This is a genomic window from Rhodovulum sp. ES.010 (genome assembly GCF_900142935.1).
Taxonomy (GTDB): Bacteria; Pseudomonadota; Alphaproteobacteria; order Rhodobacterales; family Rhodobacteraceae; genus Rhodovulum.
Map to the genome: position 1 here is coordinate 3707784 of NZ_FSRS01000001.1, position 25721 is coordinate 3733504.

General features: G+C 67.3%; 23 protein-coding genes and 1 pseudogene. 16 read left to right on the plus strand and 8 right to left on the minus strand.

The genetic code is table 11. The features are described 5' to 3' along the window. Window position 1 precedes the first annotated feature (1 nt). On the plus strand, window positions 2–589 hold the full coding sequence (locus tag BUR28_RS18310; protein WP_074221727.1) for a TetR/AcrR family transcriptional regulator: 588 nt from the start codon (window positions 2–4) through the stop codon (window positions 587–589). 71 nt (window positions 590–660) lie between these two features. Here BUR28_RS18310 and BUR28_RS18315 read toward each other — a convergent pair whose 3' ends face one another. Then, on the minus strand, window positions 661–1068 hold the full coding sequence (locus tag BUR28_RS18315) for a hypothetical protein (RefSeq protein WP_074221429.1): 408 nt from the start codon (window positions 1066–1068) through the stop codon (window positions 661–663). 228 nt (window positions 1069–1296) lie between these two features. On the opposite strand from BUR28_RS18315, the gene BUR28_RS18320 reads away from it, so the two are divergent. Beyond that, window positions 1297–1794, plus strand: coding sequence for a hypothetical protein (locus BUR28_RS18320; protein ID WP_074221430.1), 498 nt, complete (start codon window positions 1297–1299; stop codon window positions 1792–1794). Between the two features lie 103 nt (window positions 1795–1897). Then, window positions 1898–3079, plus strand: a complete 1182-nt coding sequence (locus BUR28_RS18325; RefSeq protein WP_074219678.1) for an IS5 family transposase — start codon at window positions 1898–1900, stop codon at window positions 3077–3079. A gap of 104 nt (window positions 3080–3183) precedes the next feature. On the opposite strand, the gene BUR28_RS18330 is transcribed toward BUR28_RS18325, so the two are convergent. From BUR28_RS18330 to BUR28_RS18340, 3 genes are read right to left on the minus strand one after another with little or no spacing between them, the layout of a single operon-like run. Beyond that, window positions 3184–3792, minus strand: coding sequence for a TadE/TadG family type IV pilus assembly protein (locus BUR28_RS18330; RefSeq protein ID WP_074221431.1), 609 nt, complete (start codon window positions 3790–3792; stop codon window positions 3184–3186). 3 nt (window positions 3793–3795) lie between these two features. Further along, complete coding sequence (locus BUR28_RS18335; RefSeq protein ID WP_074221432.1) at window positions 3796–4353, minus strand: TadE/TadG family type IV pilus assembly protein; 558 nt, start codon at window positions 4351–4353, stop codon at window positions 3796–3798. Then, window positions 4350–6137, minus strand: coding sequence for a TadE/TadG family type IV pilus assembly protein (locus BUR28_RS18340; RefSeq protein ID WP_074221433.1), 1788 nt, complete (start codon window positions 6135–6137; stop codon window positions 4350–4352). The genes BUR28_RS18335 and BUR28_RS18340 overlap by 4 nt, the downstream gene beginning before the upstream one ends. Before the next feature lie 280 nt (window positions 6138–6417). On the opposite strand from BUR28_RS18340, the gene BUR28_RS18345 reads away from it, so the two are divergent. From BUR28_RS18345 to rpoD, 3 genes are all read left to right on the plus strand, one after another. Next, a complete protein-coding gene (locus tag BUR28_RS18345) occupies window positions 6418–7848 on the plus strand; it encodes a Glu/Leu/Phe/Val family dehydrogenase (RefSeq protein ID WP_074221434.1) in 1431 nt (476 codons plus the stop codon). Window positions 7849–8009: 161 nt separating this feature from the next. Then, a complete protein-coding gene (dnaG, locus tag BUR28_RS18350) occupies window positions 8010–9968 on the plus strand; it encodes a DNA primase (protein ID WP_074221435.1) in 1959 nt (652 codons plus the stop codon). Window positions 9969–10158: 190 nt separating this feature from the next. Then, window positions 10159–12165 carry an RNA polymerase sigma factor RpoD gene (rpoD, locus tag BUR28_RS18355; protein ID WP_074221436.1) on the plus strand — a complete coding sequence of 669 codons (2007 nt, stop codon included), beginning with the start codon at window positions 10159–10161 and terminating at the stop codon, window positions 12163–12165. Between the two features lie 39 nt (window positions 12166–12204). On the opposite strand, the gene BUR28_RS18360 is transcribed toward rpoD, so the two are convergent. Then, window positions 12205–12669, minus strand: a complete 465-nt coding sequence (locus BUR28_RS18360) for a hypothetical protein (RefSeq protein WP_139307617.1) — start codon at window positions 12667–12669, stop codon at window positions 12205–12207. Between the two features lie 216 nt (window positions 12670–12885). Here BUR28_RS18360 and BUR28_RS18365 point away from each other — a divergent pair, with 216 nt between their 5' ends. The 9 genes and pseudogenes from BUR28_RS18365 to ribD all read left to right on the plus strand — a co-directional run bounded on the left by BUR28_RS18365 (window position 12886) and on the right by ribD (window position 20231). Further along, a complete protein-coding gene (locus tag BUR28_RS18365) occupies window positions 12886–13335 on the plus strand; it encodes a hypothetical protein (RefSeq protein ID WP_074221438.1) in 450 nt (149 codons plus the stop codon). 155 nt (window positions 13336–13490) lie between these two features. Further along, window positions 13491–14021: a ubiquinone anaerobic biosynthesis accessory factor UbiT gene (locus BUR28_RS18370; protein ID WP_139307618.1), complete on the plus strand. Its 531-nt coding sequence runs from the start codon at window positions 13491–13493 to the stop codon at window positions 14019–14021. A gap of 3 nt (window positions 14022–14024) precedes the next feature. Further along, complete coding sequence (locus BUR28_RS18375; RefSeq protein ID WP_083626728.1) at window positions 14025–15032, plus strand: peptidase U32 family protein; 1008 nt, start codon at window positions 14025–14027, stop codon at window positions 15030–15032. A 6-nt stretch (window positions 15033–15038) separates the two neighbouring features. After that, complete coding sequence (locus BUR28_RS18380; RefSeq protein ID WP_074221439.1) at window positions 15039–15956, plus strand: ubiquinone anaerobic biosynthesis protein UbiV; 918 nt, start codon at window positions 15039–15041, stop codon at window positions 15954–15956. A gap of 134 nt (window positions 15957–16090) precedes the next feature. Next, a pseudogene (locus tag BUR28_RS18385) lies at window positions 16091–16389 on the plus strand (YjbQ family protein); the annotation flags it as partial. 106 nt (window positions 16390–16495) lie between these two features. After that, on the plus strand, window positions 16496–17617 hold the full coding sequence (locus BUR28_RS18390) for a hypothetical protein (protein WP_074221440.1): 1122 nt from the start codon (window positions 16496–16498) through the stop codon (window positions 17615–17617). 336 nt (window positions 17618–17953) lie between these two features. Further along, on the plus strand, window positions 17954–18343 hold the full coding sequence (locus BUR28_RS18400; protein ID WP_074221442.1) for a hypothetical protein: 390 nt from the start codon (window positions 17954–17956) through the stop codon (window positions 18341–18343). Window positions 18344–18645: 302 nt separating this feature from the next. Continuing rightward, window positions 18646–19116, plus strand: coding sequence for a transcriptional regulator NrdR (nrdR, locus tag BUR28_RS18405; protein WP_074221443.1), 471 nt, complete (start codon window positions 18646–18648; stop codon window positions 19114–19116). Window positions 19117–19139: 23 nt separating this feature from the next. Next, entirely contained in the window at window positions 19140–20231 is a 1092-nt protein-coding gene (gene ribD, locus BUR28_RS18410; protein ID WP_074221730.1) for a bifunctional diaminohydroxyphosphoribosylaminopyrimidine deaminase/5-amino-6-(5-phosphoribosylamino)uracil reductase RibD, read from the plus strand. Here the strand turns inward: ribD and BUR28_RS18415 are convergent. The 3 genes from BUR28_RS18415 to BUR28_RS18425 all read right to left on the minus strand — a co-directional run bounded on the left by BUR28_RS18415 (window position 20228) and on the right by BUR28_RS18425 (window position 24816). After that, complete coding sequence (locus BUR28_RS18415; protein ID WP_074221444.1) at window positions 20228–22279, minus strand: capsular polysaccharide biosynthesis protein; 2052 nt, start codon at window positions 22277–22279, stop codon at window positions 20228–20230. The two genes, ribD and BUR28_RS18415, sit on opposite strands and share 4 nt — an antisense overlap. Window positions 22280–22287: 8 nt before the next feature. Beyond that, window positions 22288–23415 carry a polysaccharide biosynthesis/export family protein gene (locus tag BUR28_RS18420; RefSeq protein WP_074221731.1) on the minus strand — a complete coding sequence of 376 codons (1128 nt, stop codon included), beginning with the start codon at window positions 23413–23415 and terminating at the stop codon, window positions 22288–22290. Window positions 23416–23523: 108 nt separating this feature from the next. Then, window positions 23524–24816: a capsule biosynthesis protein gene (locus BUR28_RS18425; protein ID WP_074221445.1), complete on the minus strand. Its 1293-nt coding sequence runs from the start codon at window positions 24814–24816 to the stop codon at window positions 23524–23526. Window positions 24817–24930: 114 nt separating this feature from the next. Here BUR28_RS18425 and BUR28_RS18430 point away from each other — a divergent pair, with 114 nt between their 5' ends. Then, a complete protein-coding gene (locus tag BUR28_RS18430; RefSeq protein WP_074221446.1) occupies window positions 24931–25533 on the plus strand; it encodes a riboflavin synthase in 603 nt (200 codons plus the stop codon). Window positions 25534–25721: the final 188 nt, after the last annotated feature.

A 25721-nucleotide genomic window follows, 5' to 3' on the forward strand; every position in this document is an offset into this window, starting at 1 on the left:
CATGGCACGCACTTCCGGTTCCCATTCCGAAATCACCGGACCACGGTTGCGCAAAGCAGCGCAGCGCCTGTTCGCGCAGCAGGGCTATGCCGCAGTGTCGATGCGCCAGATCGCGGCCGAGGTGGGGGTGCAGGCCGGTGCGCTCTACAACTACATTCCCGACAAGCAGGGGCTGCTCTTCGACCTGATGGAGAGCCATCTGGAGGAACTGCTCGCGGCTTGGTCGGTCGAGCCCCGCGGCGACGGCCCCCTCGCCGCGTTGGAGGCCTTTACCCGGTTTCATATCCGGTTCCATCTCGACCGGCCCGATGCCGTCTTCATCGCCTACATGGAGCTGAGAAACCTCGAGCGCGGGAATTTCGCGGTGATCGAAGCGCTTCGGAAGCGGTACGAGACCGAACTGGAGGACATCCTGAAGGCCGGAAAGGCGGCTGGGGTGTTTCGCCTTGCCGACAGCAAGCTTGCCACACTGGCGGTTATCGCGATGCTGACAGGGGTGACGACGTGGTATCGCGACGACGGGCGGCTTAGCCGCGCCCGCGTTGAGGAGGTGTATTGGGACATCGTGCGCCAGGCGGTGGGCGCCTAGGTGCCGACGGCCCAAAAGCAAACGCCCGGCGAACGCCGCCGGGCGTCAGACGTAGGGCGCTTGTGCGCCCGTCACTTCTGCGGTTCACCGGTCATGACGCTCCGGATGAACTTGTTGAAGCCGCTGTCGCTCGAGTTCGAGCTGCTGCCCGGGGTCGACAGTTCGGTATCGAACATGGTCTTCTTGTCGCTCAGAAGCGGCCATTTCATCATGCGCGAGAACGGGGTCGGGTCATCGGTCTTGAGTTCCACGTTCGTCGCACGACCACTGAGCAGCGACCAGTTCAGCATGTTCGACAGCGGCGTGGGGTTGTCCGTGCTGAGCTGCGGATTGGTCATGGTCTTGGTTTCGACCTGCGGGTTCGTGAAGGTCTTGGTCTCGACCACCGGGTTGGTGAATGTCTTGGTTTCGACCTGCGGATTCGTGAAGGTCTTGGTCTCGACTTCGGGGTTCGTGAAGGTCTTGGGATTGTCAGTCATGATCCACCTGTCCTGATCCTGTCCACCAAACGAATTGGCTTCCCCTCAAACATGGCGTGTTATACGCGACGGGCAAGGTGATTTTTCGCCGCGTCTCGCCAGCGCGGACTTGACGCGCGCCGGCGCGAATCGTCGTCGACGCCTGTCGCGCGCGCGGCGGTCAAGCCACTTGGATGCGGCCTGCAGGACCGCTAGACGAGCGGCACACGTTGTCTTTCCGGGGGATCCATGTCCGAGACGCTCGCCATCCTGTCCGTGTCCGCGCCGCGGCGGCTCTTCGGGCTTTCGGTGACGCTTGGGCTGGGGGCGCTGCTACTATTCATCGCAGGGATGCGCCCGCCGGCCGAGCCGTTCTGGCGGTTCTTCCTCGCCCTGCTGGGGCTCGCGATGCTGGGACTCGCCGAGGCGATGCGGCGTGCGACGGCGCAATCACTCCGTCTCACCCACGAGGGGCTGTTCGACACTGCCGGACGGCGCCTGGCCGGGATCGGCGAGATCGAGGGGATCGACCGTGGGATGTTCGCTCTCAAGCCGTCCAACGGATTCACCCTCCGCCTGGCGCGGCCCGCGCCGCGGGCCTGGGCGCCGGGAGTCTGGTGGCGCCTTTGGCGTCGGCTGGGCGTGGGCGGCGTGACCTCGGCGGCGCAGGCCCGCGCCATGGCCGAGGTGTTGAGCGCGCTCCTGGCGGAGCGGGCGGAATCCGACGGTGGCGGCGACGACTCCTGACGCATAGACCGTCAACGGTCCTAGCAGGCTGCTGAATAACCTCGCTCTGGACGTCGGTTGAGGGACGTGATTCACCCCTTGGGCGGTTGCCGGAGGGGTTGGGATGCGGGGCGCGGACGAGACGGGCGGGTCGCTGTTCAGCTATGTTGACATCGAGGCGCGGATCCCGGCGCGGCATCCGTTGCGGCAGATCCGGCGGGTCGTGAACGAGGCTTTGGCCAGCCTCGATGCCGAGTTCGAGACGCTCTACGCCCCGGAGGGCCGGCCCTCGATCCCGCCGGAGCGGCTGATCCGGGCGAGCCTTCTACAGATCCTGTTCTCGGTACGCTCGGAGCGGCAGTTGATGGAGCAGATGGATTACAACCTCATGTTCCGCTGGTTCGTGGGCCTGGGGATCGACGACGCGGTCTGGGTCCCCACCGTCTTCACGAAGAACCGTGACCGGCTGCTGACCACCGACATGGCGCGCAAGGTGATGGGCGCGATCCTGGCTCACCGGGAGGTCGCACCGCTGCTGTCAGACGAGCACTTCTCGGTGGACGGCACGCTGATCAAGGCCTGGGCTTCCATGAAGAGCTTCCAGCCGAAGACCGAGGGCAGCCCGCCCGGCGCGGACGGGCCGGGTGACCCGCCGGGGGACACCGATCAGGATACCAGCCCCGACACCGCCCCTGCCCAGCCCGAAGCCGAGACCGTCCCGATGCCCAGCCCCAGCCGCCGCCACCGCAACGCCGAAGTCGACTTCCGCGGCGAGAAGCGCTCCAACGCCACCCATGCCTCGATCACCGACCCCGACGCGCGGCTGTTCCGCAAGTCGCAGGGGACGGGCGCGCTGCTCTGTTACATGGGGCATGCGCTGATGGAAAACCGCAATGGCTTCGTCGTCCAGGCCGACCTGACCCGCGCCGATGGCCATGCCGAACGCCGCGCCGCGCTCGACATGATCCACCGCCATTCCCCCGGCTCGACCCGCCGCCTCACGCTGGGCGCCGACAAGGGCTACGACAGCGCAGATTTCGTCGCCGATCTGCGACAGGCCCACGTCACGCCGCATGTCGCCCAGAAGGCCCGACACTCCGCCATCGACGGCAGAACCACCCGCCACCCCGGCTACGCCCTGTCCCAGACGCGCCGCAAGAAGATCGAAGAGCCCTTCGGCTGGGCCAAGACCGTCGGCGGCATGGCCCAGACCGTATACCGCGGCCTCGACCGCGTCGCCGCCCGCTTCACCTTCACCATGGCCGCCTGCAACCTCGCCAGACTGCCGAAGCTGCTGGCCGCCTGACGCCAAAGGCAGGGCCGAGACCAAGCACACAGAACAGACGACGCCGGCCTCACGGGTGAGGGTCAGGGAAATCCGTCCGGCCGCAAGAGAATTTCAGCGGCCTGCTAGGCGTCTCCGGCGACGTAGCAGAGTCCACCCTCGTCCTCGACCGCCAGTCCGTTCACGAAGCGCGGGCGCGTGGCGATGAAGCTGCGCATTGTCTGGGGAGCCATGGCGTATGCGAACGGGGGATTGAAGATGACCTCGGTCTCGACGAGAATCACGCGCTCGGTCTGCGGCATGAGCGGAACCTGCGCTTCGAAGGTGCTCGACAGGTCGGTTTCCGTCATCGGCAAGAGGTCGTCGGTGGGGCAGGACCAGACGATATCGAGTTCGCGCCCGCTGTCGTCCGGGTCGCAATTCGCGCTGCACTTGACCAAGGTCACCCGAATCCGGCTCAACGCGTCGGGCGTATCCGTGAGAAAGCCGAAAACCTCGTCCATGTTCTCGAAATCGTCGGCCGGGATCGGTCCCTCGCGCTGGCGACTGATCAGGTCCGCGATGGTGTTGGAGCCGGTCACGTTCAGCGTGCGTAGCTGGAACCCGTAGAAAAAGACGATGATGCCGAGAATCGCCCAGATCAGGAAGGGCATCACGAGTACCAGCTCGGCCACCATGCTGCCGCGCGTATCCAGGGTGAAGCGGGTGAACGGGGTCTTGAAGCGGAGTGGCATGGCTCAGATCCCCGCGCCGGGTTCGTTGACGAAGGCCGATGCGGCTATCAGCTGATAGCCGTCGCGCGGATGCTGCTCGAGTCGCAGGCCGAGGCCGACACCGGGGAAGAACGGATCGACCGTGACGCAGGCGCGCACGATCATGAGCTGGTTTTGCGGCCCCTGTGCGAAATGGTCGTCCGGGTTCAGCGGCGTCGTCGAGCGCCGGTCGACGCAAACCGGCGAAATGTCGGGCAGTTCCCAGGTTGAGGGCGGCACCGGCGTCAGTTCGATCGCCACCACGTTCTGGCAGTCGGGAAACAGATGCGCCTGCGAGCAGAGGATGTCCTTGAACATGTCGTGGTCGAGCCCGGGGTAGTGGCCTAGCCGGATACCCCGCATCGACTTGTCCAGCGCATGCTCCAGCAGCATCTGCCTTGTCATGAGGATCGTGCTTTCGAGGCTCATCAGGAACATCGAGAACACGATGGGCAGCGTCAGCACCACCTCGATACTGGCGGTCCCGTCCTCGCGGCGGAAGGCTCGGGAGAGGCGGGAGAAAAGGCGTCGTCCGGGGATCATTCGGTGAGCCTCAACTGATTGATGGACGACGCGATGGCCCCGAACACGTCAGAGAGGTTCATCCCGTCGGCGCGGAAGAAGTGATTCACTGTGGTCGCGCAATTGCGCATCACCTGTTCTTCGTAGCTGTCCTTCGCCACCTCGAAGCCGATCGTGTAGACGAGGATGTCTTCGTTCTTGGCGGCATCGCAGACCGACTGCAGGCGCGCGTTCTTGACGGCGGTGCCGTCTTCGCCCGCGGGGTTGTCCAGCCAGTAGAACTGGTCATACCAGCGGGTCGTGAATTTCGCCCAGACTTCGGGGTAGGTCATCTGGTCGGGTTCGCCGGAGGGGCCCACGCAAGTTCGCGACGCGCCCCAGCCGGAGCACTCTTCCTCGCCGACGAAGACCGACTCGTGCCAGACGTCATACCTGTCGTAGTCGCGACCGTCCTCGTCGACCCAACGGTACTGGTCACGGTCTGCATTGTAGACCGAGTAGACATCGAGAACGCTCTTGCCGGAGTCGGGTTCGTTGTAATGCCAGACCTCGGACGGGCCGGCGCGATAGCCGGGCTTCAGGTAATGCTGCTCCCGGTTTTCGCCGTCCGTCATCAGGATCACGGCCTTCATGTTGCGGGCCTGGCCGAAATCGTAGGGCCGGCCCTCGAAGACCGCGTCGATCACCGTCTCGGTCGAGCCCTCGGCAACCGGCTTGGCGATCAGGTTGTCCACCACGCCGCGGGTGCCGGGGTCCAACAGGACGGTGCCCCATTTCATGCCGAGGTCGATGGAGGTGTTTCCGCGCGGCTCCAGCGCGTCGATCACGTCGTAAAGTTCCGTGTACTCGTCCTCCAACGGCCTGATCCAGCGCGAGGATTCCACCTTGCAAGGGAACTCGTCCGGGGTTGAGGTCCGGCCGTACCACGGGTCGAAATGGCCGGTGCGCTGCAGGAGGCTGGTGGTCGACAGGCCGGTTTCGGTGAAATCGCTGGAGGCGAAGTTCACGCAGAACGATGTGTTGTGCTCGTTCGTCACGTTGTATTCCCCAAGGAGGTCCGGTCCGACGGACACCTGCTCGGCATAGGGGATGACGGAGATCGAGACCTTGCCGTACTTGACCTCGCAAGCCTCGCCCGAGCCGCGGGTCGCGTTGGGGTTGCACTGCATGTGATAGACGAAATCCTTCGCCGCCCTGCGCAGTTCCCGGATTTTCGTGTCGCCGGATGCTGACGGGTCGCCCATCGACCCCGACAGGTCGAGCACCATGGAGATCTCGAGATCGCTGATGCCCTCCTCGGCGGTGCTGACGGCGAGGATCGGCATGCTGTCGAAGCGGTGTTCGGGACCCAGGGCCTCATCGCTCCACCGCATCGGGCGGAAGACATCTTCCATGAGGTTCAGGAAGATCGGTTCGACCGTGGCGCCGGCCACGGCGCGGACCTTTCGGAAGGAGGCGGTGCCCGAAGACTTTTCCTCCTCGATCTTCACGGCGCCCACGTAGTCGCCAAGGCCCGCCTTTTCGAAATAGTCCCGCACCACCGCCTCGGGATCCTGCTTCTGTTCGAGGCTGGCGGCGGCCAGGACCGCGCGGTCCATCGTGTGCTGCAGTTGCGCGCGGGTCGATTCGTAGCGCATGAAATCGATGGCGAGCCCGGCCGCGAAGAGCATGGCCACGAAGAGCATGAGCGAGAAGATCATCAGGCTTCCGGACTCGTCGGATCGAAACCGGGCCAGGTGTCCTTGCGCTGCCGTGCGGGAGGCGGCGTCGGCGATGCGGTCGCGGGGAATGGGAGAAATCAACATCGAAATCGTCCTCGGTTTCCGGCCCCTCGGGCCGCACTCGGCGCACATTCCGGCGCGGCATTATTAGGCCCCGGACCTGTGGCGAAAATGAGGCGCGAAAGGCCGGGTTTTCCTAAAATGCCGCGCTTTCCTTCGACGCAGGGGCGGCGTCGCGTCGGATTGTCCGACAGCGCGAAACGCCCGGCGCCCGTCGGCCTCGGGCCCGGGCCCCGCGCAGGGGTGGCAATGCGCCGCGCGTCGCGTAGGGTGGAGGGACGGTCAAGGCGAAGGGAGGCACACCATGGGGGAGTTGCCCGAACCGGGATTTCGCGACTCGGTCGACCTGATGTTCGGCCGGGCGGTGGCCCTCACGGACCTGCCGCCGGGGCTGGCCGAGAAGATCCGGGTCTGCAACGCGACATATACGGTGCGTTTCGGCGTTCGGCTGCGGGGCAAGATCGAGACCTTTACCGGCTACCGATCAGTTCATTCCGAGCATATGGAGCCAGTCAAGGGCGGCATCCGTTATGCGATGGCGGTCGACCAGGACGAGGTCGAGGCGCTGGCCGCGCTGATGACCTACAAATGCGCCGTGGTCGAGGCCCCGTTCGGGGGCTCCAAGGGCGGGCTCTGCATCGACCCCCGCGAGTGGGACGTGCACGAGTTGGAGCAGATCACCCGGCGCTTCGCCTACGAACTGGTCAAGCGCGACCTGATCACGCCGAGCCAGAACGTGCCCGCCCCGGACATGGGCACCGGCGAGCGCGAGATGGCCTGGATCGCCGACCAGTACCAGCGCATGAACACCACCGACATCAACGCGCGCGCCTGCGTCACCGGCAAGCCGCCGCATGCGGGCGGCATCGCGGGCCGGGTCGAGGCGACGGGCCGCGGCGTGCAATACGCGCTGCGCGAGTTCTTCCGCCATCCCGCGGACCTTGCCCATGCCGGTCTCGATGGCACGCTCGAGGGCAAGCGGGTGATCGTGCAGGGGCTCGGCAACGTGGGCTACCACGCGGCGAAGTTCCTGTCCAACGAGGACGGTGTCCGTGTCATTGGCGTCGGGGAACGGGACGGCGCGATCTGGAACCCTCAGGGCGTCGATATCGACGAGTTGCGCCACTGGATCGTAACCAATGGCGGGGTGCAGGGATTCCCGGGCGGGCAGCATGTCGGCGACGGGGCGGCGCTTCTGGAGGAGGAATGCGACATCCTCATCCCGGCGGCACTGGAAGGCGTGATCTCGCGCGAGAATGCCGGCCGCATCCGCGCGCCGCTGATCGTGGAGGCGGCGAACGGGCCGATCACGGCAGGCGCCGACGAGATCCTGTCGAAGCGCGGCACGGTGATCATTCCCGACCTATACGCCAATGCCGGCGGGGTGACGGTATCGTATTTCGAATGGGTCAAGAACCTCAGCCATATCCGCTTCGGCCGGATGCAGCGCCGGCAGGAGGAGGCGCGCCACCAGCTGGTGGTGGACGAGCTTGAGCGGCTCTCGGCGCATCTCGGCAGCACCTGGACGCCTCGGCCCGATTTCAAGGAGAAGTACCTGCGCGGCGCGGACGAGCTGGAACTGGTGCGCTCGGGGCTCGACGACACGATGCGCACCGCTTACCAGGCGATGCGCGAGGTCTGGCATGCACGGCCCGACGTGCCCGATCTGCGCATGGCGGCCTACCTGGTCGCGATCGAGCGGGTCGCGGCGAGCTACCAGGCGAAGGGGCTGTGACCGGGGAGGGGGGCGCTCCCGCCCCTTTCGGCCGCCCATTCGGGCGACCCAAAGCGTTGGGCTCGGCGCGCCCGTACCGGGCGCGCGGCACGCGCCTCCGTTGGCGTCAGGGCGGTTCCGATGACTCGACAGCAAGACGCCTGCAGCCGATACTTGCGCCCATGAGTCTGCCTCCCGGTTTCCTCGACGAATTGCGCAATCGCCTCTCGCTTTCGCAGGTGGTGGGGCGCAAGGTCATGTGGGATCAGCGCAAGTCGAACCAGGCCAAGGGCGACATGTGGGCCCCGTGCCCGTTCCACCAGGAAAAGACCGCATCCTTCCATGTCGACGACCGCAAGGGGTTCTATTACTGCTTCGGCTGCCACGCGAAGGGCGACGCGATTTCCTTCGTGCGCGAGACCGAGAATGTCGGTTTCATGGAGGCGGTGGAGATTCTGGCCTGCGAGGCCGGGATGCAGGTACCTGCCCGCGATCCCAAGGCGCAGGAAAAGGCCGACGGTCGCACCCGGCTGGCCGAGGTGATGGAACAGGCGGTGCATCACTACCGGCTCCAACTCCAGACCGGGTGGGCGGCCGAGGCGCGGGCCTATCTCGAGCGGCGGGGGCTTGCAGAGGTGGCGCTCGAACAGTGGGAGATCGGCTTTGCGCCGCCGGGCTGGCGCGGACTTTGGGAGCATCTGCGGGGCAAGGGCGTGGCCGAGGACCTGATCCTCGGTGCGGGGCTCGCGCGGCGGTCGGACAAGGGCGGCGAGCCTTATGACGTGTTCCGCAACCGCATCCTGTTCCCGATCCGCGATGCGCGCGGCCGCGCCATCGCTTTCGGCGGGCGCGCTATGGACCCGAACGACAGCGCGAAATACCTCAACTCGCCGCAGACCGAGCTGTTTGACAAGGGGGTGAACCTCTACAACCACGGCCCGGCGCGCGAGGCTGCAGGCAAGGGCCAGCCGCTCGTCGTGGCCGAGGGCTATATGGACGTGATCGCGCTGGTCGAGGCGGGATTCGGGGCCGCGGTCGCCCCGCTTGGCACTGCGATCACCGAGGATCAACTGCGCCTGCTCTGGCGGATTCACCCCGAGCCGGTGATCGCGCTCGACGGTGATCGGGCCGGTATAGGGGCGGCGCGGCGGCTCATGGACCTGGCGCTGCCGGAGCTGGAAGCGGGCCACGCGCTTCGCTTCGCCTTGATGCCGCCCGGCCAGGACCCCGACGACGTCATCCGGGGCGGCGGCTCCGGCGCGATGAAGGCGCTGATCGAGGGCGCCCGTCCGATGGTGCAGTTGCTGTGGGAACGCGAGACCGAGGGACGCGTCTTCGACAGCCCCGAACGCAAGGCCGCGCTCGACCGCGACTTGCGCCAGGCGTTGTCGCGGATCAAGGACCCCTCGTTGCGCCGCCATTACGGTGAAGAGATCAACCGGTTGCGTTGGGCGCTGTTCCGCCCGGCCCCGGGGTCGTCGCGCAAGGGGGGCTGGCGGGGGCGTGACGTACCGGCCGCGCCCCGACCGGCGACCAAGGTTTCCGCGCTTGTCGCGGGGCCGGACCGGTTCGAGGAAGAATTGCGCGAGGCCGTGATTCTCGCGACGCTCATCACGCACCCGCAGCTCCTTTCAGAATTCGAGTCCGATCTCGAGCAACTCGACTGCGCCGGGCCGGCGCATGCCGCTGTGCAAGGCGCGCTCTTGGCCGCGGTCCATCGCACCGACGCCGGCGACCTGCGCGCGGCGCTGGAAGAGCGGCTTGGCCCGGCCGCCCTTGAACGGCTTTTCGTCTGGAACGAGGTCGGGATGTCGCTGGCGGCTTGCGGCAGTGATCCCAAGCGAAACGCGCTGGCCGTGCGTCAGGCCTTCGAGTGCCTGCAATCCATCCGGGGCTGGCGGATCGAGAACCAGCATGCGCAGGACGACATCCACCACTGGGCGGATGAATCGCTGACCTACCGGATCGACGAACGGAACCGCGCGCGCGAGGCAGCGCTCAAGCTGAGCGACGAGGAAGACGGTGAGATCGAGATCGCGCCGAACGGCGCGCCGTTGCCCAAGGACGAGCTCAGGGTTTGGAGAGAATTGTCGGAGTCGCTGCTTGGGCGGAAAGTCTCGAAAAACAACGGCAAGCCTTGAAAGCGATGCCGTGTAGCCTTCATATGCAGGGTCAGTTCCGGAGACGGAGGGCATATGCGCTTCCGCACGGACACAACCGACTTGGAATCGTCGGGAAAAACCGGCCCGACGGGTGGCCTTCCCGACGATTCGCGCTATTGATTCGGATCACACTGCCGGGCGAATCAGCCTCCCCTGCAAGGAGCACTTCATGGCCGCCAAAGACGCCGACGACACCAAGACCGACGAGCAGGACGCCGAGATTTCGCTCGACATGAGCCAGGCGGCCGTCAAGAAGATGATCGCCGAGGCCAAGGAGCGCGGCTTTCTCACCTACGACCAGCTCAACCAGGTCCTGCCGCCTGACCAGGTGTCGTCCGAGCAGATCGAAGACGTGATGTCCATGCTCTCGGAGATGGGCATCAACATCATCGATTCTGACGAGGACGCGGAAGAGGCCGAGGAGGGCTCCACCGAGGTGGTCGAAACCTCGACCTCGCGCGAGGTGGCGGTCGCCCAGACCCAGTCGGAAACGCTCGACCGAACCGACGACCCCGTGCGCATGTATCTGCGCGAGATGGGTTCGGTCGAACTGCTGAGCCGCGAGGGCGAGATCGCCATCGCCAAGCGGATCGAGGCGGGTCGGAACACGATGATCGCTGGGCTGTGCGAAAGCCCGCTGACCTTCCAGGCGATCACGATCTGGCGCGACGAGCTTTTGAACGAAGACATCCTGCTGCGCGACGTCATCGACCTCGACGCCACCTTCGGCCGGTCGATGGAGGGCGAGGAGGACGAGCCGGTGGTGCAGGGCCTCGATGTGGCGGCCGCCGCCGGCACCGCGGCCAACACGAACGCGCCCAAGGCCGAGGAGGCCGAGCCCGAACTCGACGCCGACGGCAACCCGATCAAGCGCGAGGAAGAGGACGAGGACGAGGAGCAGGCCAACATGAGCCTCGCGGCCATGGAGGCCGCGCTCAAGCCCCGCGTTCTGGAACTGCTCGACCGCATCGCCGAGGATTACACGCGGCTCTCCGAAATCCAGGACAAGCGGATTCACGCCACGATCACCAAGACGCACCGGTTCTCGGACAAGGACGAGGCCGAGTACCAGAAGCTGCGCGCCGAGATCGTCGTGCTGGTGAACGAGTTGCACCTGCACAACAACCGGATCGAGGCGCTGATCGACCAGCTTTACGGGATCAACCGCAAGATCATGTCGATCGACAGCGCCATGGTGAAGCTCGCCGACGAGGCGCGGATCAACCGGCGCGAATTCATCGACGCCTATCGCGGTCACGAACTCGATCCGCACTGGATGGAGCAGATGGCGCAGAAGCCCGGCCGCGGCTGGGGCGCCTTCACCTCGCGCTCGGGCCACAAGGTCGCCGAGTTGCGCGCCGAGATGGCTCAGGTCGGCCAGTATGTCGGCGTCGACATCCAGGAATTCCGCCGCATCGTGAGCCAGGTGCAGAAGGGCGAGAAGGAGGCCCGCCAGGCCAAGAAGGAGATGGTCGAGGCGAACCTGCGGCTGGTGATCTCGATCGCCAAGAAATACACCAACCGGGGCCTGCAATTCCTTGATCTCATTCAGGAAGGCAATATCGGCCTGATGAAGGCGGTGGACAAGTTCGAATACCGCCGCGGCTACAAGTTCTCGACCTACGCGACGTGGTGGATTCGCCAGGCGATCACCCGGTCCATCGCCGACCAGGCCCGCACGATCCGCATCCCCGTCCACATGATCGAGACGATCAACAAACTGGTCCGGACGGGCCGGCAGATGCTGCACGAGATCGGCCGCGAGCCCACGCCCGAGGAACTGGCCGACAAGCTGCAGATGCCGCTGGAGAAGGTCCGCAAGGTGATGAAGATCGCCAAGGAACCGATCTCCCTCGAGACGCCCATCGGCGACGAGGAAGATTCGCAACTCGGCGATTTCATCGAGGACAAGAACGCGGTGCTGCCACTGGACTCTGCGATCCAGGAGAACCTGAAGGAGACGACCACCCGCGTGCTGGCCTCGCTCACGCCGCGCGAGGAACGCGTCCTGCGCATGCGCTTCGGCATCGGCATGAACACCGACCACACGCTGGAAGAGGTCGGCCAGCAGTTCAGCGTCACGCGCGAACGCATCCGCCAGATCGAGGCGAAGGCGCTGCGCAAGCTGAAACACCCGAGCCGGAGCCGGAAGCTGAGGAGCTTCCTGGATCAGTAATCGTCCCGCGAGAACGAGGCCGCGGTCGATCCAGCGATCTCAGTTCTTGCCGCTGACGTAGTCAATGCAGTTCTCGAGCATGTCTTTGAATTCGGAAATCAAATCGGCGAGGCCAGCGGTTGCGGTCGAGATGGAACCGAGGATCGAGTTGATCTGTGCGAGTAGGTAGCGCAGAGCGTCCGCGATCGCGTCTCGAACCCGTTGTCCCAAGGTCACCAACGCTGCCAGTTTGGCGCGTAAACTCGCGCCAGTCAGTCCAACTCTTTGGAGCTTCTCGATCTCGACGTCTTTAACGGCGCCTTCAAGAATCCGGAAGTGTGGTTGTGTGTCTTCGAGGTAGGCCTCGCGCAGGTAGCCGCGCATATTGCCGACGAAGTGGATAGGGCGTCCCTCCACCGTTTGCTCCAGCACCATGTTTTGAAGAAGCTGTTCAAGTTGCTGAAGAAAGCGGATCAGTTGGCTATGCGGGTCAGATGTATCTTCTATGTTGAATTCAAATGGCACTACTTCCTCCATCGGTTTGTTCGTAGTTGGTTCAGTAAGCGCAAGCTGGCTTCGAGCCCGCTACAGCCCCGGAAGCGGGGGGTGATCGAGCCACCGCGTTGAGCGCACAGCGCCCCGCCATTACCTTTCCTACGTTGCCGGGGTGTTCTCGTGCAGATTTATCAGAAACACGGTGGCGCCAATATACTCGGCGTCGTGCCCATCGGAGACCCGCCTATGCGCCTTGCCCTCACGCTTTCCGCTGCGCTCCTGCTGGCGGCCTGCGTTCCGCAGGGGCCGACCGCGGCCCCCGATGCGCTTCGCACCTATCGCGGGAATCTCGTGGTGCCGGACCCGACCGTTCCCGGCCAGTTCGAGGTGTTCACCGTGCCGGGGGATGCGGGGCGCGATCTGTGGTGCGCCGCGGGGATCTATGCCATCGACGAACTCAACGTCCCCGCGACGCGGCGTATACATCTCGTCCGCCCGCTGGGTTCGAGCGATACCCGCCCAGGGCGCAAGAGCGCCGTCTTCACCGTTTCGCCCGACGCCGAGATCCGCGTGGCGGCCGAGGCGCTGCCCGACGACCTGCTCACCTTGGGCGTGACGCGGCCGGGGCGGAACTTCCTGCCGATGCATGCCCGCAACTCCTGCCGTCCGGTAATCCGGTTCCCTTTCGGCGGCTAGCGCGCGCCTCACGCGGATGTGACTCGGCCGGGGCCCCGCCAAAACAGGGCGTGGGTGCACGCGCCCCGGTGCCTGTGACATTTCGTTCCGCGCGGAGCCGGGGATTTTGACGTAAGTCAAGTCCTTCCCATTGCCATGCGAGTAACCACAGCGTCATGACAACCGAACCCCAGTCTTCACGCGCCGCCGGCGGGACGGGCGGGTTTCCCTTCGCGCCGCCCCTGCCGCTCTTCCTGCTCACTCCGATCCTTGGCCGCGTCGTGCACCGGATCGCCCGGCAGAACCCCGACATGTTCGACCGCCTGGGCCCGCACCGGCATGCCTATTTCCTGATCGACCCGGTCGACATGCCGTTCATGCTGTACCTGCGCCCCGACCCCGAGGCGCTGGAGTTCCGCGCGGTGAACCGGCGCAACCCGCCGCCCGCGGCCGCGCGCATCTCTGGCACGTTCCTCGACCTGCTCACGCTGATGGATACCGAGCAGGACGGCGATGCCCTCTTTTTCTCGCGCGACCTGATCGTGACCGGCGATACCGAGGCGGTGGTTTGCCTCAGGAACGCGCTCGACGACGTGGACGACCCGATCGCCGAAAGCGTGGCCGACATGTTCGGCCCGCCCGGCCGCGCCGCGCTCAACGCGCTGCGCCGTGCCGCCGAAAACGCCCAGAAACGGAAAGGGGCCTGAGCCATGATGCTCCCCAACAAGCCCGAACTGATCTGCCCCGCCGGCACGCCCGCCGCTCTGCGCTCGGCCGTCGATGCCAGGGCCGACGCGGTCTATTGCGGCTACCAGAACGCCACCAATGCGCGGAACTTCGTCGGGCTGAACTTCACGCCCGAGGAGATGGAGAAATCCATCCGCTATGCCCATGAGGGCGGCACCAAGGTGCTGATCACGTTGAACACCTTCCCGCCGGGGGGCAACGTGCAGCTCTGGAAGGATATGGCCGACCTCTCGGCGCGGCTGGGCGCGGATGCCTGCATCGTGGCCGATATCGCGGTCGCGGCGCATATCCAGAAGCACCACCCCGACATGCGCATCCACCTCTCTGTGCAGGCCGCGGCGTCGAGCCCGGAGTCGATCGAGTATTACGTCCGCGAATTCGGGGTGAAGCGCGTGGTCCTGCCGCGGATCATGACGGTAAGCGAGATTCGCGGGCTGGTCGAGGAGATCCCCTGCGAGGTCGAGACCTTCATCTTCGGCAACCACGGCCTGATGGTCGAGGGGCGGTGCTCGCTGACGAACTACGTCACCGGCCAGTCGACCAACATGGACGGCGCCTGCTCGCCGGCCGCTTGCGTGCAGTACGAACGCGCCGACGATGGCAGCATGTCGACGAAGCTCGGCGATTACATGATCGACCGCTTCGGCCCGGAGGAGACCGCCGGCTATCCCACCATCTGCAAGGGCCGCTACAAGTGCGACGCGCGCGACGGCGGGTACTACGCCTTCGAAGAGCCGATCAGCCTGAACGCCTCGACCATGCTGCCCGAACTGATCAAGGCCGGGGTGCATGCCTTCAAGATCGAGGGCCGGCAGCGGTCGCGCGCCTATGTCAAGAAGGTCGTCGCCGCCTTCCGCGAAGCGGTCGATTCGATCATGGCGGGCGAAGAGCCGAAACTCGCAGACCTCGTCGCTCTGACCGAGGGTCAGAAACAGACCGAGGGCGCGCTGAAAACGAAGAAGTGGAGGTAACCTCCCATGACCGAACTGACCCTGGGGCCGAACCTTTTTCACTGGCCCGCCGAGCAGAAGATCGACTTCTACAACCGCATCGCCGACGAAAGCCCGGTCTCGACCGTCTACCTGGGCGAGGTGATCTGTTCCAAGCGGACCCCCTTCTTCGACGACAAGCATCTCGACCAGGTGGCCGAGCGGCTGACGCGCGCCGGCAAGAAGGTCGTTTACTGCTCATTCTCGGAAGTGGTGATCAAGCGTGAGCGTAACATCCTAATGGACTGGTCCAAGCAGGAGGGGCGCGATCTGGAGGTGAACAACACCGCCGCGCTTCTGCATCTGAAGGACCGGCCGCACCGGATCGGGGCGCTGCTGAACGTCTACAACGAAGAGACGATGGCCTATCTTGCGGGGCAGGGCGCCAATCATTTCGCCCTGCTGCCCGAACTGCCGCGCGAGGTGGTCGCGACGCTGGGCGCGAAGGCGGCCGAGTTGGGCGTCGGGCTCGAGGTGCAGGTCTTCGGCCGCGCCTCGCTGGCGCTGTCGGCGCGGTGCTACCACGCGCGCGCTCATGACCGGACCAAGGACAATTGCCAGTTCGTCTGCGGCGAAGACCCCGATGGAATGGTGCTGCGCACGATGGACGACAAGCCGTTCCTTACGGTCAACGGCATCCAGACGCTTAGCTACGGCTATCTCGACCTGCTGGCCGATCTTGACGACATGAAGTCGATCGGCGTGACCCATTTCCGGGTGATGCCGCATACCTGCGACATGATCGCGGTGACCACGCTTTTCGACGCGGTTCTGCACGGCCGCATGGATATCGCGGAGGGTGAGGCCAAGCTGCGCGAACTCGGGATCGACGCGCCCTTCGTCAACGGCTTCTACCGCGGCCGGGCCGGGCATGACTGGGTGCCGCGGGTGGCGGAACTGGTCTGACATTCGGGCGGGCCGGCGATTCCGCCGGCCCCTCTGCGCCAGCCTGCCGCGGTCCCGCTTCACCCCACGGCGCGCGCGGCTTGCCCGCCTTCCGAGCATCGCCTAGCCTGACCGCACCAGGGGCATGGCGGACAATGCAGACGACCTTTACCATCCAGACACGGGGCCGGGACTCTACGAGTTCACCGGCTAGGTGTGGCGCTGGATCGCTGTCTAGGGCGACGGCCTGCTCACGCTCTTTGTCCGCCACACCTGCTGTTCCCTGCTGATTCAGGAAAACGCCGTCCCGGACGTGCAGCGCGACCTCGACGCCTATTTCGCCCGGCTGGTGCCGCCCGCCGACGCGCCTTCGATGTCCGATCTCCGTCAGACGCTTGAAGGCCCCGACGACATGCCCGCCCATATCAAGGCCGCGCTCCTGCCGGTGTCGCTGTTAGGAGACACTGAACATTGCAGTATCCGGAAGAGGGCCGAAGAAGGCGGAAGACCTCGGACGGAGTGCGCAAAAACAATGTGTTAGAGGCTCCGGTCGCGGCTGGATGAAAGATCAGTGGCAGGTCACTACCTACCTCGCCAGCTACTCGGGCACACCGAACGTCCATAGCGACAATCACCGCCGGAACTGGTCGCAGATCGGCTACACCTACAACTGGCCGAACGTCTCCGACGAGAACCTGCGCGTCTCCGCGGCGGTAGCGGATACGATCACGATCCAGCGGTGGGTGGACGCCGAGAAAGGCGACCCGGCCGACACCCACGGGACGCGCGACTGCATCGACTATCTCAAGACGGTCGATTTCGACAAGATCGCGGAAATCCTGGAGTTCTTCCACAGCGGGTTTGACACCGATCTGGCGTGGTCGAGCACCCCGGCAACGCTGACCTTCACGCCGGACACTAGGTCGGACGGGTTCCGCTGGGACGGGCCCTACAACTGGACGCCCAAACGCGTGCCGCAGGGCGGCGACAGCGTGGCGCTGAACGGCGCGGACCCGGTGGCGGGCTGGCAGAACATCCATCTCGCCGCGCTCGACTTGGGGGCGAACGCCAACCTGATCCGCTTCGGCGGGCGGATGGTGCTGGACGCGCTCAGCGGGTCGGGCACGATCACGGTCAGGGACAGCGCGGAAATCTACCTCGGCGCGGTTTCAAGCAGCGGGATCGCGATGACGCTGGAGGATGGCGGCCTGCTGCTGACCGGCAGCGTCGCCGACAACCTGTCGCTGACCTGCGAGGGGCTATGCGAGGCGATCATCCAGCCCGGCGCGGCCCTGACCATCGCCCCCGGCCAGACGCTCACCATCGACGGCGACGCCGGCAAGGTCGGCTTCGACGGCGCGGGCGGCGGCACGGCGACCCTGACGCTGGCCGGCAGCTTGCAGTTCGTGGCCGGCCCGACGGCGTTTTCCGTGATCCGGGAATGGGACACCGGGCTGCCCGGGCTCGACGCCTACAACCGGCCGGTCCCCCGCTCGGTGGCCTCGACTGTCGTTCTCGGCGGCGACCTGATCGTGGACGTGACGGGGCTGGCCCCGAACGTCTACACCCTGATTGCCGCGGACAGCCTGTCGGGCGACTTCGCCAGCACGCAAGTCACCGGCGGGACCGGCACCGTGAGCGTCGACACCGGTGCCGGCACCGTAACGGTGGATGTGGCCTAATGGCCCGCGCGGTCGCACTCCTCACAGACACCCTCAATGCGGTCGCACGGGCGGCCGCAGACGGCGCAGCGGTCGCGCACCGCCCAAGCGAGTGCCGCGATCAGCGCGGCCAGGAGCAACAAGCCGGTCAGCACGGCCGCGGTTGTCGCTGTCGTCGGAATCGGAATAAACCCCATCATGGGCGTGGCCTCCTGTACAGGCTGCGTCGGTCGCCGACCATCGGCGGCCCCCGGGGGTCGGTGGTGCCAACACCGCCCTCGGGCACCCGGAGCATGATCCGGCACCTGCCGTCGCGCAAGCCGGGGCAGTCGTATTCGAGCCGACAAGGGGCGCGGGATGACCAGGGCGTTCCTCGCGATCGGCCGTGAGCTGGTCTGGGCTCTGCGCGAGATCGCGCGCGCCGCGGCCGGCCATTCCGAGGAGGACGAGCCCCCGTACCAGTCGCTCCTGATCGACGGAATGCACATGTGGCTCGCGCTCGTGCTGGGCGCCGTGGCCGCGCCGCTGCTGTCCTGGCGATGGATGGCCCGCGCCTACCTGGTGCTGAAGGAGGGCCGGGACTGGCGCCGGGGCGCGCTCGCCTTCGACAGCTTCGCGATCGACGCGCCGATCATGGTCGCCAGCCTGGCGCTCGCGGGCGCGATCGACGGCACCTGGGCGATCACCGGCGCCGTGACCTACGGCCTGCTGGCCCGCGCCGCTTGGCGCGCCTGGCGGGTGACGTGATCGGCCCCGCCGAGCAAGCCCCCGCACATCGCTGTTCGAACACCATTTTAACGGAGCTTGAACGACCCCGCCTAAAACCGCTCTGCTGCAACATTCAGTGTTTCACACTGCAAAACTCACCGTCGCGCTACAACTGGCAGGGCATTTACCTTTATGAACATCGCGCCGCGCCGCATGACCGGCAGGTCGCGGCGCATCTGGAGTAACCCCATATCTAGCCGGGCAAGAGTCCTCTACCCAAATCCTTGAGGCTCCCCTATAGTGGCTGTGGATAACTGGAACGCAGCACCGAGGGGGAGGCCATGCGCTGCCCGTTTTGCGGAAACATCGATACGCAGGTGAAGGACTCGCGGCCCGCCGAGGACCATGTCGCGATTCGGCGCCGCCGCTTCTGCCCGGCCTGTTCCGGGCGCTTCACGACCTATGAACGGGTGCAGTTGCGCGACCTCGTGGTGATCAAGTCCAACGGGCGGCGCGAGGATTTCGACCGCGACAAGCTGGAACGGTCGGTCCGCATCGCGCTGCAGAAACGCCCGGTGGACCCCGAGCGCGTCGACCAGATGATTTCGGGCATCGTGCGGCGCCTGGAAAGCATGGGCGAGACCGACATTGCGTCCAAGACGATCGGCGAGATCGTGATGGAGGCGCTGGCGCGGATCGACACCGTGGCCTACGTCCGTTTCGCCAGCGTTTACAAGAACTTCCAGGAAGCGGGCGATTTCGACAAGTTCGTAAGCGAGCTGCGCCCGCCGGCCCCGGCGACCGAGGAGTGAGTCCCGACGCCGACGCGCGCTACATGGCGCTCGCGCTGTCGCTCGGCGCGCGGGGACAGGGATGTGTATGGCCGAACCCGGCCGTGGGCTGCGTGATCGTCAAGGACGGCCGGATCGTCAGCCGCGGCTGGACGGCGCCCGGCGGACGTCCGCATGCCGAGCCGCTGGCGCTGGCGCGGGCCGGGGCGGCGGCGCGCGGCGCGACCGTCTATGTCAGCCTTGAACCCTGCGCCCATCACGGCGCGACACCGCCCTGCGCCGAGGCACTGGTCGCGGCAGGCGTGGGGCGCGTGGTCACGGCACTCGAGGATCCCGATCCCCGCGTGGCGGGGCGCGGCCATGCGATCCTGCGCGCCGGCGGCGTCGAGGTGGTGTCGGGCGTGCTGGAAGACGCGGCGCGGCGCGCCCATCGCGGCTTCCTGCTGAACCGAGCCGAGGGGCGCCCGGCCCTAATGCTGAAGCTTGCGACCTCGTTCGACGGCCGCATCGCGACGGCGACGGGGGAAAGCCAGTGGATCACCGGCCCGGAGGCGCGGCGCGCGGTGCATGCGCTGCGCGCGCGCCACGATGCGGTGATGGTGGGGGCGGGCACCGCGCGCGCGGACGATCCCGAACTTACCGTCCGCGGCATCGGTGCGCCCCGGCAGCCCGTGCGCGTGGTCTGTTCGCGGCGTCTGGACCTGCCGTGCGACGGCCGTCTTGCGCAGACGGCCTCAGAGGTGCCGCTGTGGCTGTGCCACGGCCCCGACGCCGAGCCCGAGCGCATCGCCGCGTGGCAGGACCTGGGAGCCCGCCCGATGACGGTGCCGGTCGGGCCGGGGGGGCAGCTCGATGCGCCTGCGCTCCTCCGCGCGCTTGGCGCGGCCGGGCTGACGCGGGTGTTCTGCGAGGGCGGCGGAAGCCTCGCGGCTACGCTTCTGTCGGCGGGTCTCGTGGACGAACTGGTGGGGTTCACCGCGGGGCTTGCGCTCGGTGCCGAGGGGCAACCGGGGCTGGGCGCCCTGGGGCTCGACCGCCTCGCCGCGGCGCCGCGCTTCCGGCTGGTCGAAGCGCGCGCGGTCGGCGGGGACGTGATGCATCGGTGGGACCGGGTGACTGGCGCGATCGAGCGCTAACGCCAGAGCCAAGCGTACCCAGCCAGCAGGCCCTGCAGGCGTGCAAGCGCCCGCAGCGCCGGCCCCGGGCGCGGCAGGCGCCCCTCGGCGAGACGCTCGGCCACGACCTCGGCGGGGCAGGGGCGGCCCGTGACCGGGTCGCGGTAGCGCGGATAATCGATGAGAACGGCATGGACCAGTGCCACGATGTCGGGCCGGGCGGCGCGGCGTGCGGGCACCGGGCCCAGGTCGCGCGTGAGGCCCCATCCCGCGTAGAACGGGGTGCCGAGGCAGGTGACCGGCAGCCCGCGCAGAAGCGCCTCGAAGCCGAGACCGGAAGAGAGCGTCCAGACCTCGTCGACGGCGCCGAGAAGGTCGGCGAGACCGGCCTCGCCCGCCACCACCGCGCCCCGTTCGGCCAGCGCCCCGGCCCCGAGGCGCCCCGGACGCAGCCCGGCCTCGACATCCGGGTGCGGCCGGTAGATCAGCGCCGCGTCCGGATTTTCGGCCCGGACGCGGTCCAGCAGCTCAAGGTTGGTGCGCTCGGCCGGGCAGCCAAGGTGGACCGAGGCGTCGTCCTCCACCTGTCCGGGTAGCAGGATGCGGCGGCCCTCGGGCAACGCGGGCAGGGGCCGACCGCCGAGATTGTATTTCGTGACCCCGCCACGGACCAGGTCTGCGATCAGCCGTTCGGCGCGGGCGCGGGCGACCGGGTCCAGCACGCAGGCGGCGGCGACGAGCCGTTCCAGCCGGCTTTCGTGGGTCGGGTCGTAGTGAATTCCGAGATCGTCGAGCACGAGCGAGAGCGGCGGGACCAGCGCGGCGCCCAGGCCGCGCGAGCGCAGGAAGCCGTCCTCCACGCGGACGCTGGCCGACCGCACCCGGCCGGCGGTGGCGGCCCAGACCATCGCGCGCCGGCCCGTGGCGTCGGCCCGCGCCTCGGCGTTTTCGGGGTCGCGGGCAAAGCGCACCGGCTGCACGGACCCGAAAAATCGCTGCATCGTGCTGCGTTTCCAGTGCCGCATCCCGGCGGCGACCCAGCCCCGCCGATCCTCGCGCCACGCGCGGGTTTCGGCCTCGAGGGCGGCCAGCGCGTCCTCGAGGGGGCAGAGTCGATCGCGATATGGGTCGTACCAGGTTGGCGCGAGGATCAGCGCGGCCGCGACGAGTTGGGCCCGGGTCAACTGGCGCCCACGCCGCGCGACCGGGCGTTCGTCCTGCGTCAGACCCCATCCGGCGTAGAACGGTTGGCCGAAGACGCGGGGCCGGTGCCCGGCAAGGATCGCCTCGAAGCCCATCTGCGAGGACACCGTGTAGACTGCGACCGCCCCGTCCAGGAGCCGCCAGGGCGACACCGGGCCCGACAGCAGTGTCACGCCGTCGCTCGCTGCCTCCGGCCCAAGATACCCCGGCCTCAGCCCGGCCGCGCTTTCGGGGTGACCCTTGACAATCACACGCGCGCCGGGGTTCTCGATACGCGCCACGGCCAGCATCTCGCGGAAGGTCGCGGCCGCGGCTCCGCTGGCGGTTACCGAAGCGTCGCCCTGCGTCTGGTCGATCACCAGCGCGTATCCCGGCTCGGGCACCGGCGCCGCGGGGTCGAGCGCGGTGTATTTCGTCAGATGCTGGCGCTTCAGGCGGTCGATGGCCGCCCGCGCCCGGTCGAGCAGTGCGGTATTGTCGAGCGGGTGGGTCGCGAGCAGGGTTTCGAGCCGGGAAGGCTGCGCCGGGTCGAAATGCAAGCCGTCGGGATCGAGCAGAAGGCCGAGCGGCGGCCCTGCGCCGCGCGCGCGGCCGAGCCGAAGCGAGCGCAGAGGGGCATCCTCGACGTGGAGGATAGAGGCTCCGCGTGCGCGCGCAACCGTGCGCCCCCGCGCGGCCGCCGGGCGCGTGCCCCAGACCGCGACAGCGTCGTCGGGGCCGGGCAGGCCAAGCCGGATGTCGTAGCCCGAAAGCTGCAGGATACGCCGCACTCGGCGCTCGGCCAGGAATCCCGCGCTGTAGACATAGAGCCGGCGGGCCGTGGTCTCCCCACCGCTTTCGCTGTCCCGTGTGTCGGCGGGCGGCATCCCGCGGATCAGTCGCCGTTGCCGATCGCGTCCAGCGTCTGCGCCGTGCTAGCGGTGCCGGTGATCGCGTTCAGCGTCTTGGTCCATTGCACGAAGGGCGCCTCGGTCACGTAGACCGTGTCGCCGTCGCGGATCGCGAAGTCGCGCGCTAGGAACATGCCGTTCGGGCTGGTCAGGTCGAGCACGTAAACCATGCGCTGCGCGCTGACGAGGTCGCTCCGTCCGAGCACCGTGTTGGCGATCTCGGGGGGCTCGTCGCGCATCACGAACACGCCGGTCGGGTCGGCAAGCTGGCTGCTGAGGCCGCCGACCTGCGCGATCGCTTCGAGCGCCGACAGGTTCTGCGTCTCGAAGGGCACGCGTCGCTGGCTGCCCGTGGCGCCGAGCGCGGTGAAGGCGCGCGTGTCGCGCTCGATCAGGATGCGGTCGCCGTTGCGCAGCGCGATGTCGACTTCCGGGTTGTCGTAGAGATCCTGGAACCAGACCTCGCCGCTATGACCGCCGCGCAGAACGGTGATCCGTGCGACCTCGGGCGGGATCGACACCCCGCCCGCGGTGGCCAGCATGCCGGTGAGCGTGCGGTTGGGCCGCTGGATCGGGTAGACCCCCTGACCGGCGACGCCGCCGACGACCGATACGGTCGCCCCGTCGCCTGCGACCCGGCGGACCAGAACCTGCGGGTCCGGGGTCTGGGCGTCGAGTTTTTCGGTAATGATCTGGCGCAACCGTTCGGGCGTGTTGCCTGCTGCGCGGATACGGCCCGCGTAGGGGATAAAGATGAAGCCCGCGTCGTCGACCTGCACCTCGTTTACGATCGCGGCATTGCCGCCTGCCCGGGCCAGCAGGCCGTCATCCACGTTCTCGTAGATCGTCAGGCCAAGAACATCTCCCGGCCGGATCGTGTCCGACCCGACAAGCCCAGCGGTCTTGAACGCCTTGGGAAACCCGATCGCCGGCACGGCCGAGGTCGCCCTTGTCACCCGGTCGTTCACCGCGACGACGAAGGCGTCGCCCTGTTGCTGGATCGAGCCTTGGTAGATTTCCCGCTTGGTCGGACCGGAGCGCGGCAATCCGCATCCACTGACGGTCGCCAGTGCCGCAAGCAGCGCAACCGCTCTCGCCCCGCGAGTCTGCATGAATTTCACTGCTCGGCGTCCTCGTTTCTGGATTGAGCCTGCCTCGGTCTTTTTTCTGCGAGGGTAGCGGATCGCCGCACATCTGGCCAGTGCTTCAAGGATTTGGCCCTAGCCGGCGAGTCGGAAGTGTTGCGGCGCCGCCGCGTCCGGCCGCGCCTCCAGCGTATAGGGATCGGCCTCGGCGAGCATCATGCCCACGACATGGCGCATCACCTGGTCGCGGCCACGGCGCGCATAGTAGCCGCCCGGAATCTGGCTGGTTTCCAGCAGGAAGCGGCGAAAGATGCTGTAGGCCTGCATATCGGGCGGCCGCGGGTCGGCGAAGAAGGCGGCCAAGGGCTGGTCGGAGACCAGTTCGGGCTTGGCATAGACCGCCGCGCCGAACGCCCGCACTGGCAGGCCCCTCCACAGCGCCTGTTGCCCGGCGGTGGAGTTCACCGTCACCGCGCTGCGCGCTCCGTCCAGAAGGGGGGCGAGCTTGCCGCCGGGTATGAAATGCACCCGTTGGCAGAGGCCGTGCGCCCGTGCCAGCCGGCGGATGAGGCGCGGCAACGGGCTGCGCCCGTCCTCCAGCGGGTGGGCCTTGAAGACGAGACGTTGGTGCGCGGGCGCGCCGGCCGCAAAGTCCGCGATCACGGAGGCGAGGAACGCTTCCATCCCGGCGAAGGGCCCGTGGTGACGGAGATTCGCATCATGGGCGAGTTGCATCAGGACGAGGTGATAGGCAAAGCCGCCCCACTGCAGTTCGCGGGCAGCGGCGAATCGGGCAGCGGCATGGGCTGGCAGCAGGGCGAGCCGGCGCAGATGCAGCGCGAACTCCGTCGAAACCGGCACGCCCCGGTGGGGGCGGAAATGGCGGTAGCGGCGCGAGGGGGCCATGACGAGCGCGTGGTAGAGCGCACCGTAGAACACATGCTCGCGCATCTCGCCCCATCGCGCGGGCGGCGCCGGCGCATCGGGGCCGGCGCCGCCCAGGTGCGCGGCCATCTGCGGTATCGTCAGGTTCATCAGCGCCGAATTCCCGTTGGCGCCATCGCGTTCGTAGGTGACCCAGTAGGGCCGCAGGTAGCCTTCCTCGAAGACATGGCGCCGCACGCCGGCGGCCCGCGCCACTTCAAGCGCCGCGGCGTGGACGGGCCGCGTGTCGCCGTAGAGAACGAGATCGGTGATACCCAGACGCCGGATGAGCGCCGCGCAGGTCTCGGGCCAATCGGCCGGGGGGCAGCTTACGGGAGCGTAACGCTCGGGCCCCGACCAGAAGGATTCGTCGCCGCGGTTGAACCCCGCGCGCCAGACCTCGGCACCGGCGGCGCGCAGTCCCCGGCCAAGCCGGTCAAAGAACGGCCCGTGCGGCCCCTGGAGGAGCAGGAACCGGCGGTCATGTCCGTCGCGTTGGGTCATGTCCCATAGGCGCATCTTTCGCTGGCGAGCGAAACCCCCGGCGCGGGGCGCTTGCCCTTCGCCTCGCCAGCGGCTAGGTGGGGCTCCGAACGCGCCCGAAGGAGGCCCGCCCGGATGTTCACCGGCATCATAACCGATATCGGCACCATCCGCGCGCTTGACCAGCGCGGAGACCTGACCGCCCGGATCGGCTGCACCTATCCGCCCGAGACCATCGAAATCGGCGCCTCGATCGCCTCCGACGGGGTCTGCCTGACCGTGACCGACCGGGGAGCCGACGCGCAAGGCGGCTGGTTTGACGTGTCGATCTCGGCCGAAACCCTGTCGAAGACCCGCCTCGGCGCGTGGACGGTGGGCAGCCGGGTCAACCTTGAACGCGCGCTGAAGGTCGGCGACGAGTTGGGCGGACACATCGTCTCGGGCCATGTCGACGGGCTGGCCGACATCGTCGCGATGGAGGACGAGGGCGACAGCACCCGCATCACCTTCCAGGCGCCCGATCACCTGGCCAGATTCATCGCGCCCAAGGGGTCGGTCGCGCTGAACGGCACCTCTCTGACGGTGAACGAGGTCGAGGGGCCGCGCTTCGGGGTGAACTTCATTCCCCACACGAAAGAGGCGACCACCTGGGGGCTGGCCGGCTTGGGCGACAAGGTCAATCTCGAGATCGACACGCTGGCCCGCTACGTCGCCCGGCTGCACGAAGTCGCGGGCTGAGGCCGCCGCCCCGCGCACGGCCCTCGGCCCGGCGCGGGCGTGACAACCCGCCCACTGCGATCAAACCGGCGTTTCCGCCTCTGGCACTCGCCTCGCCGATGGTCTATCTGCCTCGCTACGGACGAACCGCCAGGAAACCGAATGTCCCGCGACCCCGCCCCAGCCGACCAGGAAACATGGTCCGACGC

Coding starts and splice junctions, on each gene's coding strand:
- dnaG (WP_074221435.1), top strand. CDS start 8,010: ATGAGTCTGCCTCCCGGTTTCCTCGACGAATTGCGCAATCGCCTCTCG.
- BUR28_RS18415 (WP_074221444.1), bottom strand. CDS start 22,279: ATGCCGCCCGCCGACACACGGGACAGCGAAAGCGGTGGGGAGACCACG.
- ribD (WP_074221730.1), top strand. CDS start 19,140: ATGGCGCTCGCGCTGTCGCTCGGCGCGCGGGGACAGGGATGTGTATGG.
- BUR28_RS18325 (WP_074219678.1), top strand. CDS start 1,898: ATGCGGGGCGCGGACGAGACGGGCGGGTCGCTGTTCAGCTATGTTGAC.
- BUR28_RS18310 (WP_074221727.1), top strand. CDS start 2: ATGGCACGCACTTCCGGTTCCCATTCCGAAATCACCGGACCACGGTTG.
- BUR28_RS18335 (WP_074221432.1), bottom strand. CDS start 4,353: ATGATCCCCGGACGACGCCTTTTCTCCCGCCTCTCCCGAGCCTTCCGC.
- BUR28_RS18315 (WP_074221429.1), bottom strand. CDS start 1,068: ATGACTGACAATCCCAAGACCTTCACGAACCCCGAAGTCGAGACCAAG.
- BUR28_RS18420 (WP_074221731.1), bottom strand. CDS start 23,415: ATGCAGACTCGCGGGGCGAGAGCGGTTGCGCTGCTTGCGGCACTGGCG.
- BUR28_RS18375 (WP_083626728.1), top strand. CDS start 14,025: ATGATGCTCCCCAACAAGCCCGAACTGATCTGCCCCGCCGGCACGCCC.
- nrdR (WP_074221443.1), top strand. CDS start 18,646: ATGCGCTGCCCGTTTTGCGGAAACATCGATACGCAGGTGAAGGACTCG.
- BUR28_RS18320 (WP_074221430.1), top strand. CDS start 1,297: ATGTCCGAGACGCTCGCCATCCTGTCCGTGTCCGCGCCGCGGCGGCTC.
- BUR28_RS18340 (WP_074221433.1), bottom strand. CDS start 6,137: ATGTTGATTTCTCCCATTCCCCGCGACCGCATCGCCGACGCCGCCTCC.
- BUR28_RS18425 (WP_074221445.1), bottom strand. CDS start 24,816: ATGACCCAACGCGACGGACATGACCGCCGGTTCCTGCTCCTCCAGGGG.
- BUR28_RS18370 (WP_139307618.1), top strand. CDS start 13,491: ATGACAACCGAACCCCAGTCTTCACGCGCCGCCGGCGGGACGGGCGGG.
- BUR28_RS18400 (WP_074221442.1), top strand. CDS start 17,954: ATGACCAGGGCGTTCCTCGCGATCGGCCGTGAGCTGGTCTGGGCTCTG.
- BUR28_RS18430 (WP_074221446.1), top strand. CDS start 24,931: ATGTTCACCGGCATCATAACCGATATCGGCACCATCCGCGCGCTTGAC.
- BUR28_RS18380 (WP_074221439.1), top strand. CDS start 15,039: ATGACCGAACTGACCCTGGGGCCGAACCTTTTTCACTGGCCCGCCGAG.
- rpoD (WP_074221436.1), top strand. CDS start 10,159: ATGGCCGCCAAAGACGCCGACGACACCAAGACCGACGAGCAGGACGCC.
- BUR28_RS18345 (WP_074221434.1), top strand. CDS start 6,418: ATGGGGGAGTTGCCCGAACCGGGATTTCGCGACTCGGTCGACCTGATG.
- BUR28_RS18390 (WP_074221440.1), top strand. CDS start 16,496: ATGAAAGATCAGTGGCAGGTCACTACCTACCTCGCCAGCTACTCGGGC.
- BUR28_RS18365 (WP_074221438.1), top strand. CDS start 12,886: ATGCGCCTTGCCCTCACGCTTTCCGCTGCGCTCCTGCTGGCGGCCTGC.
- BUR28_RS18330 (WP_074221431.1), bottom strand. CDS start 3,792: ATGCCACTCCGCTTCAAGACCCCGTTCACCCGCTTCACCCTGGATACG.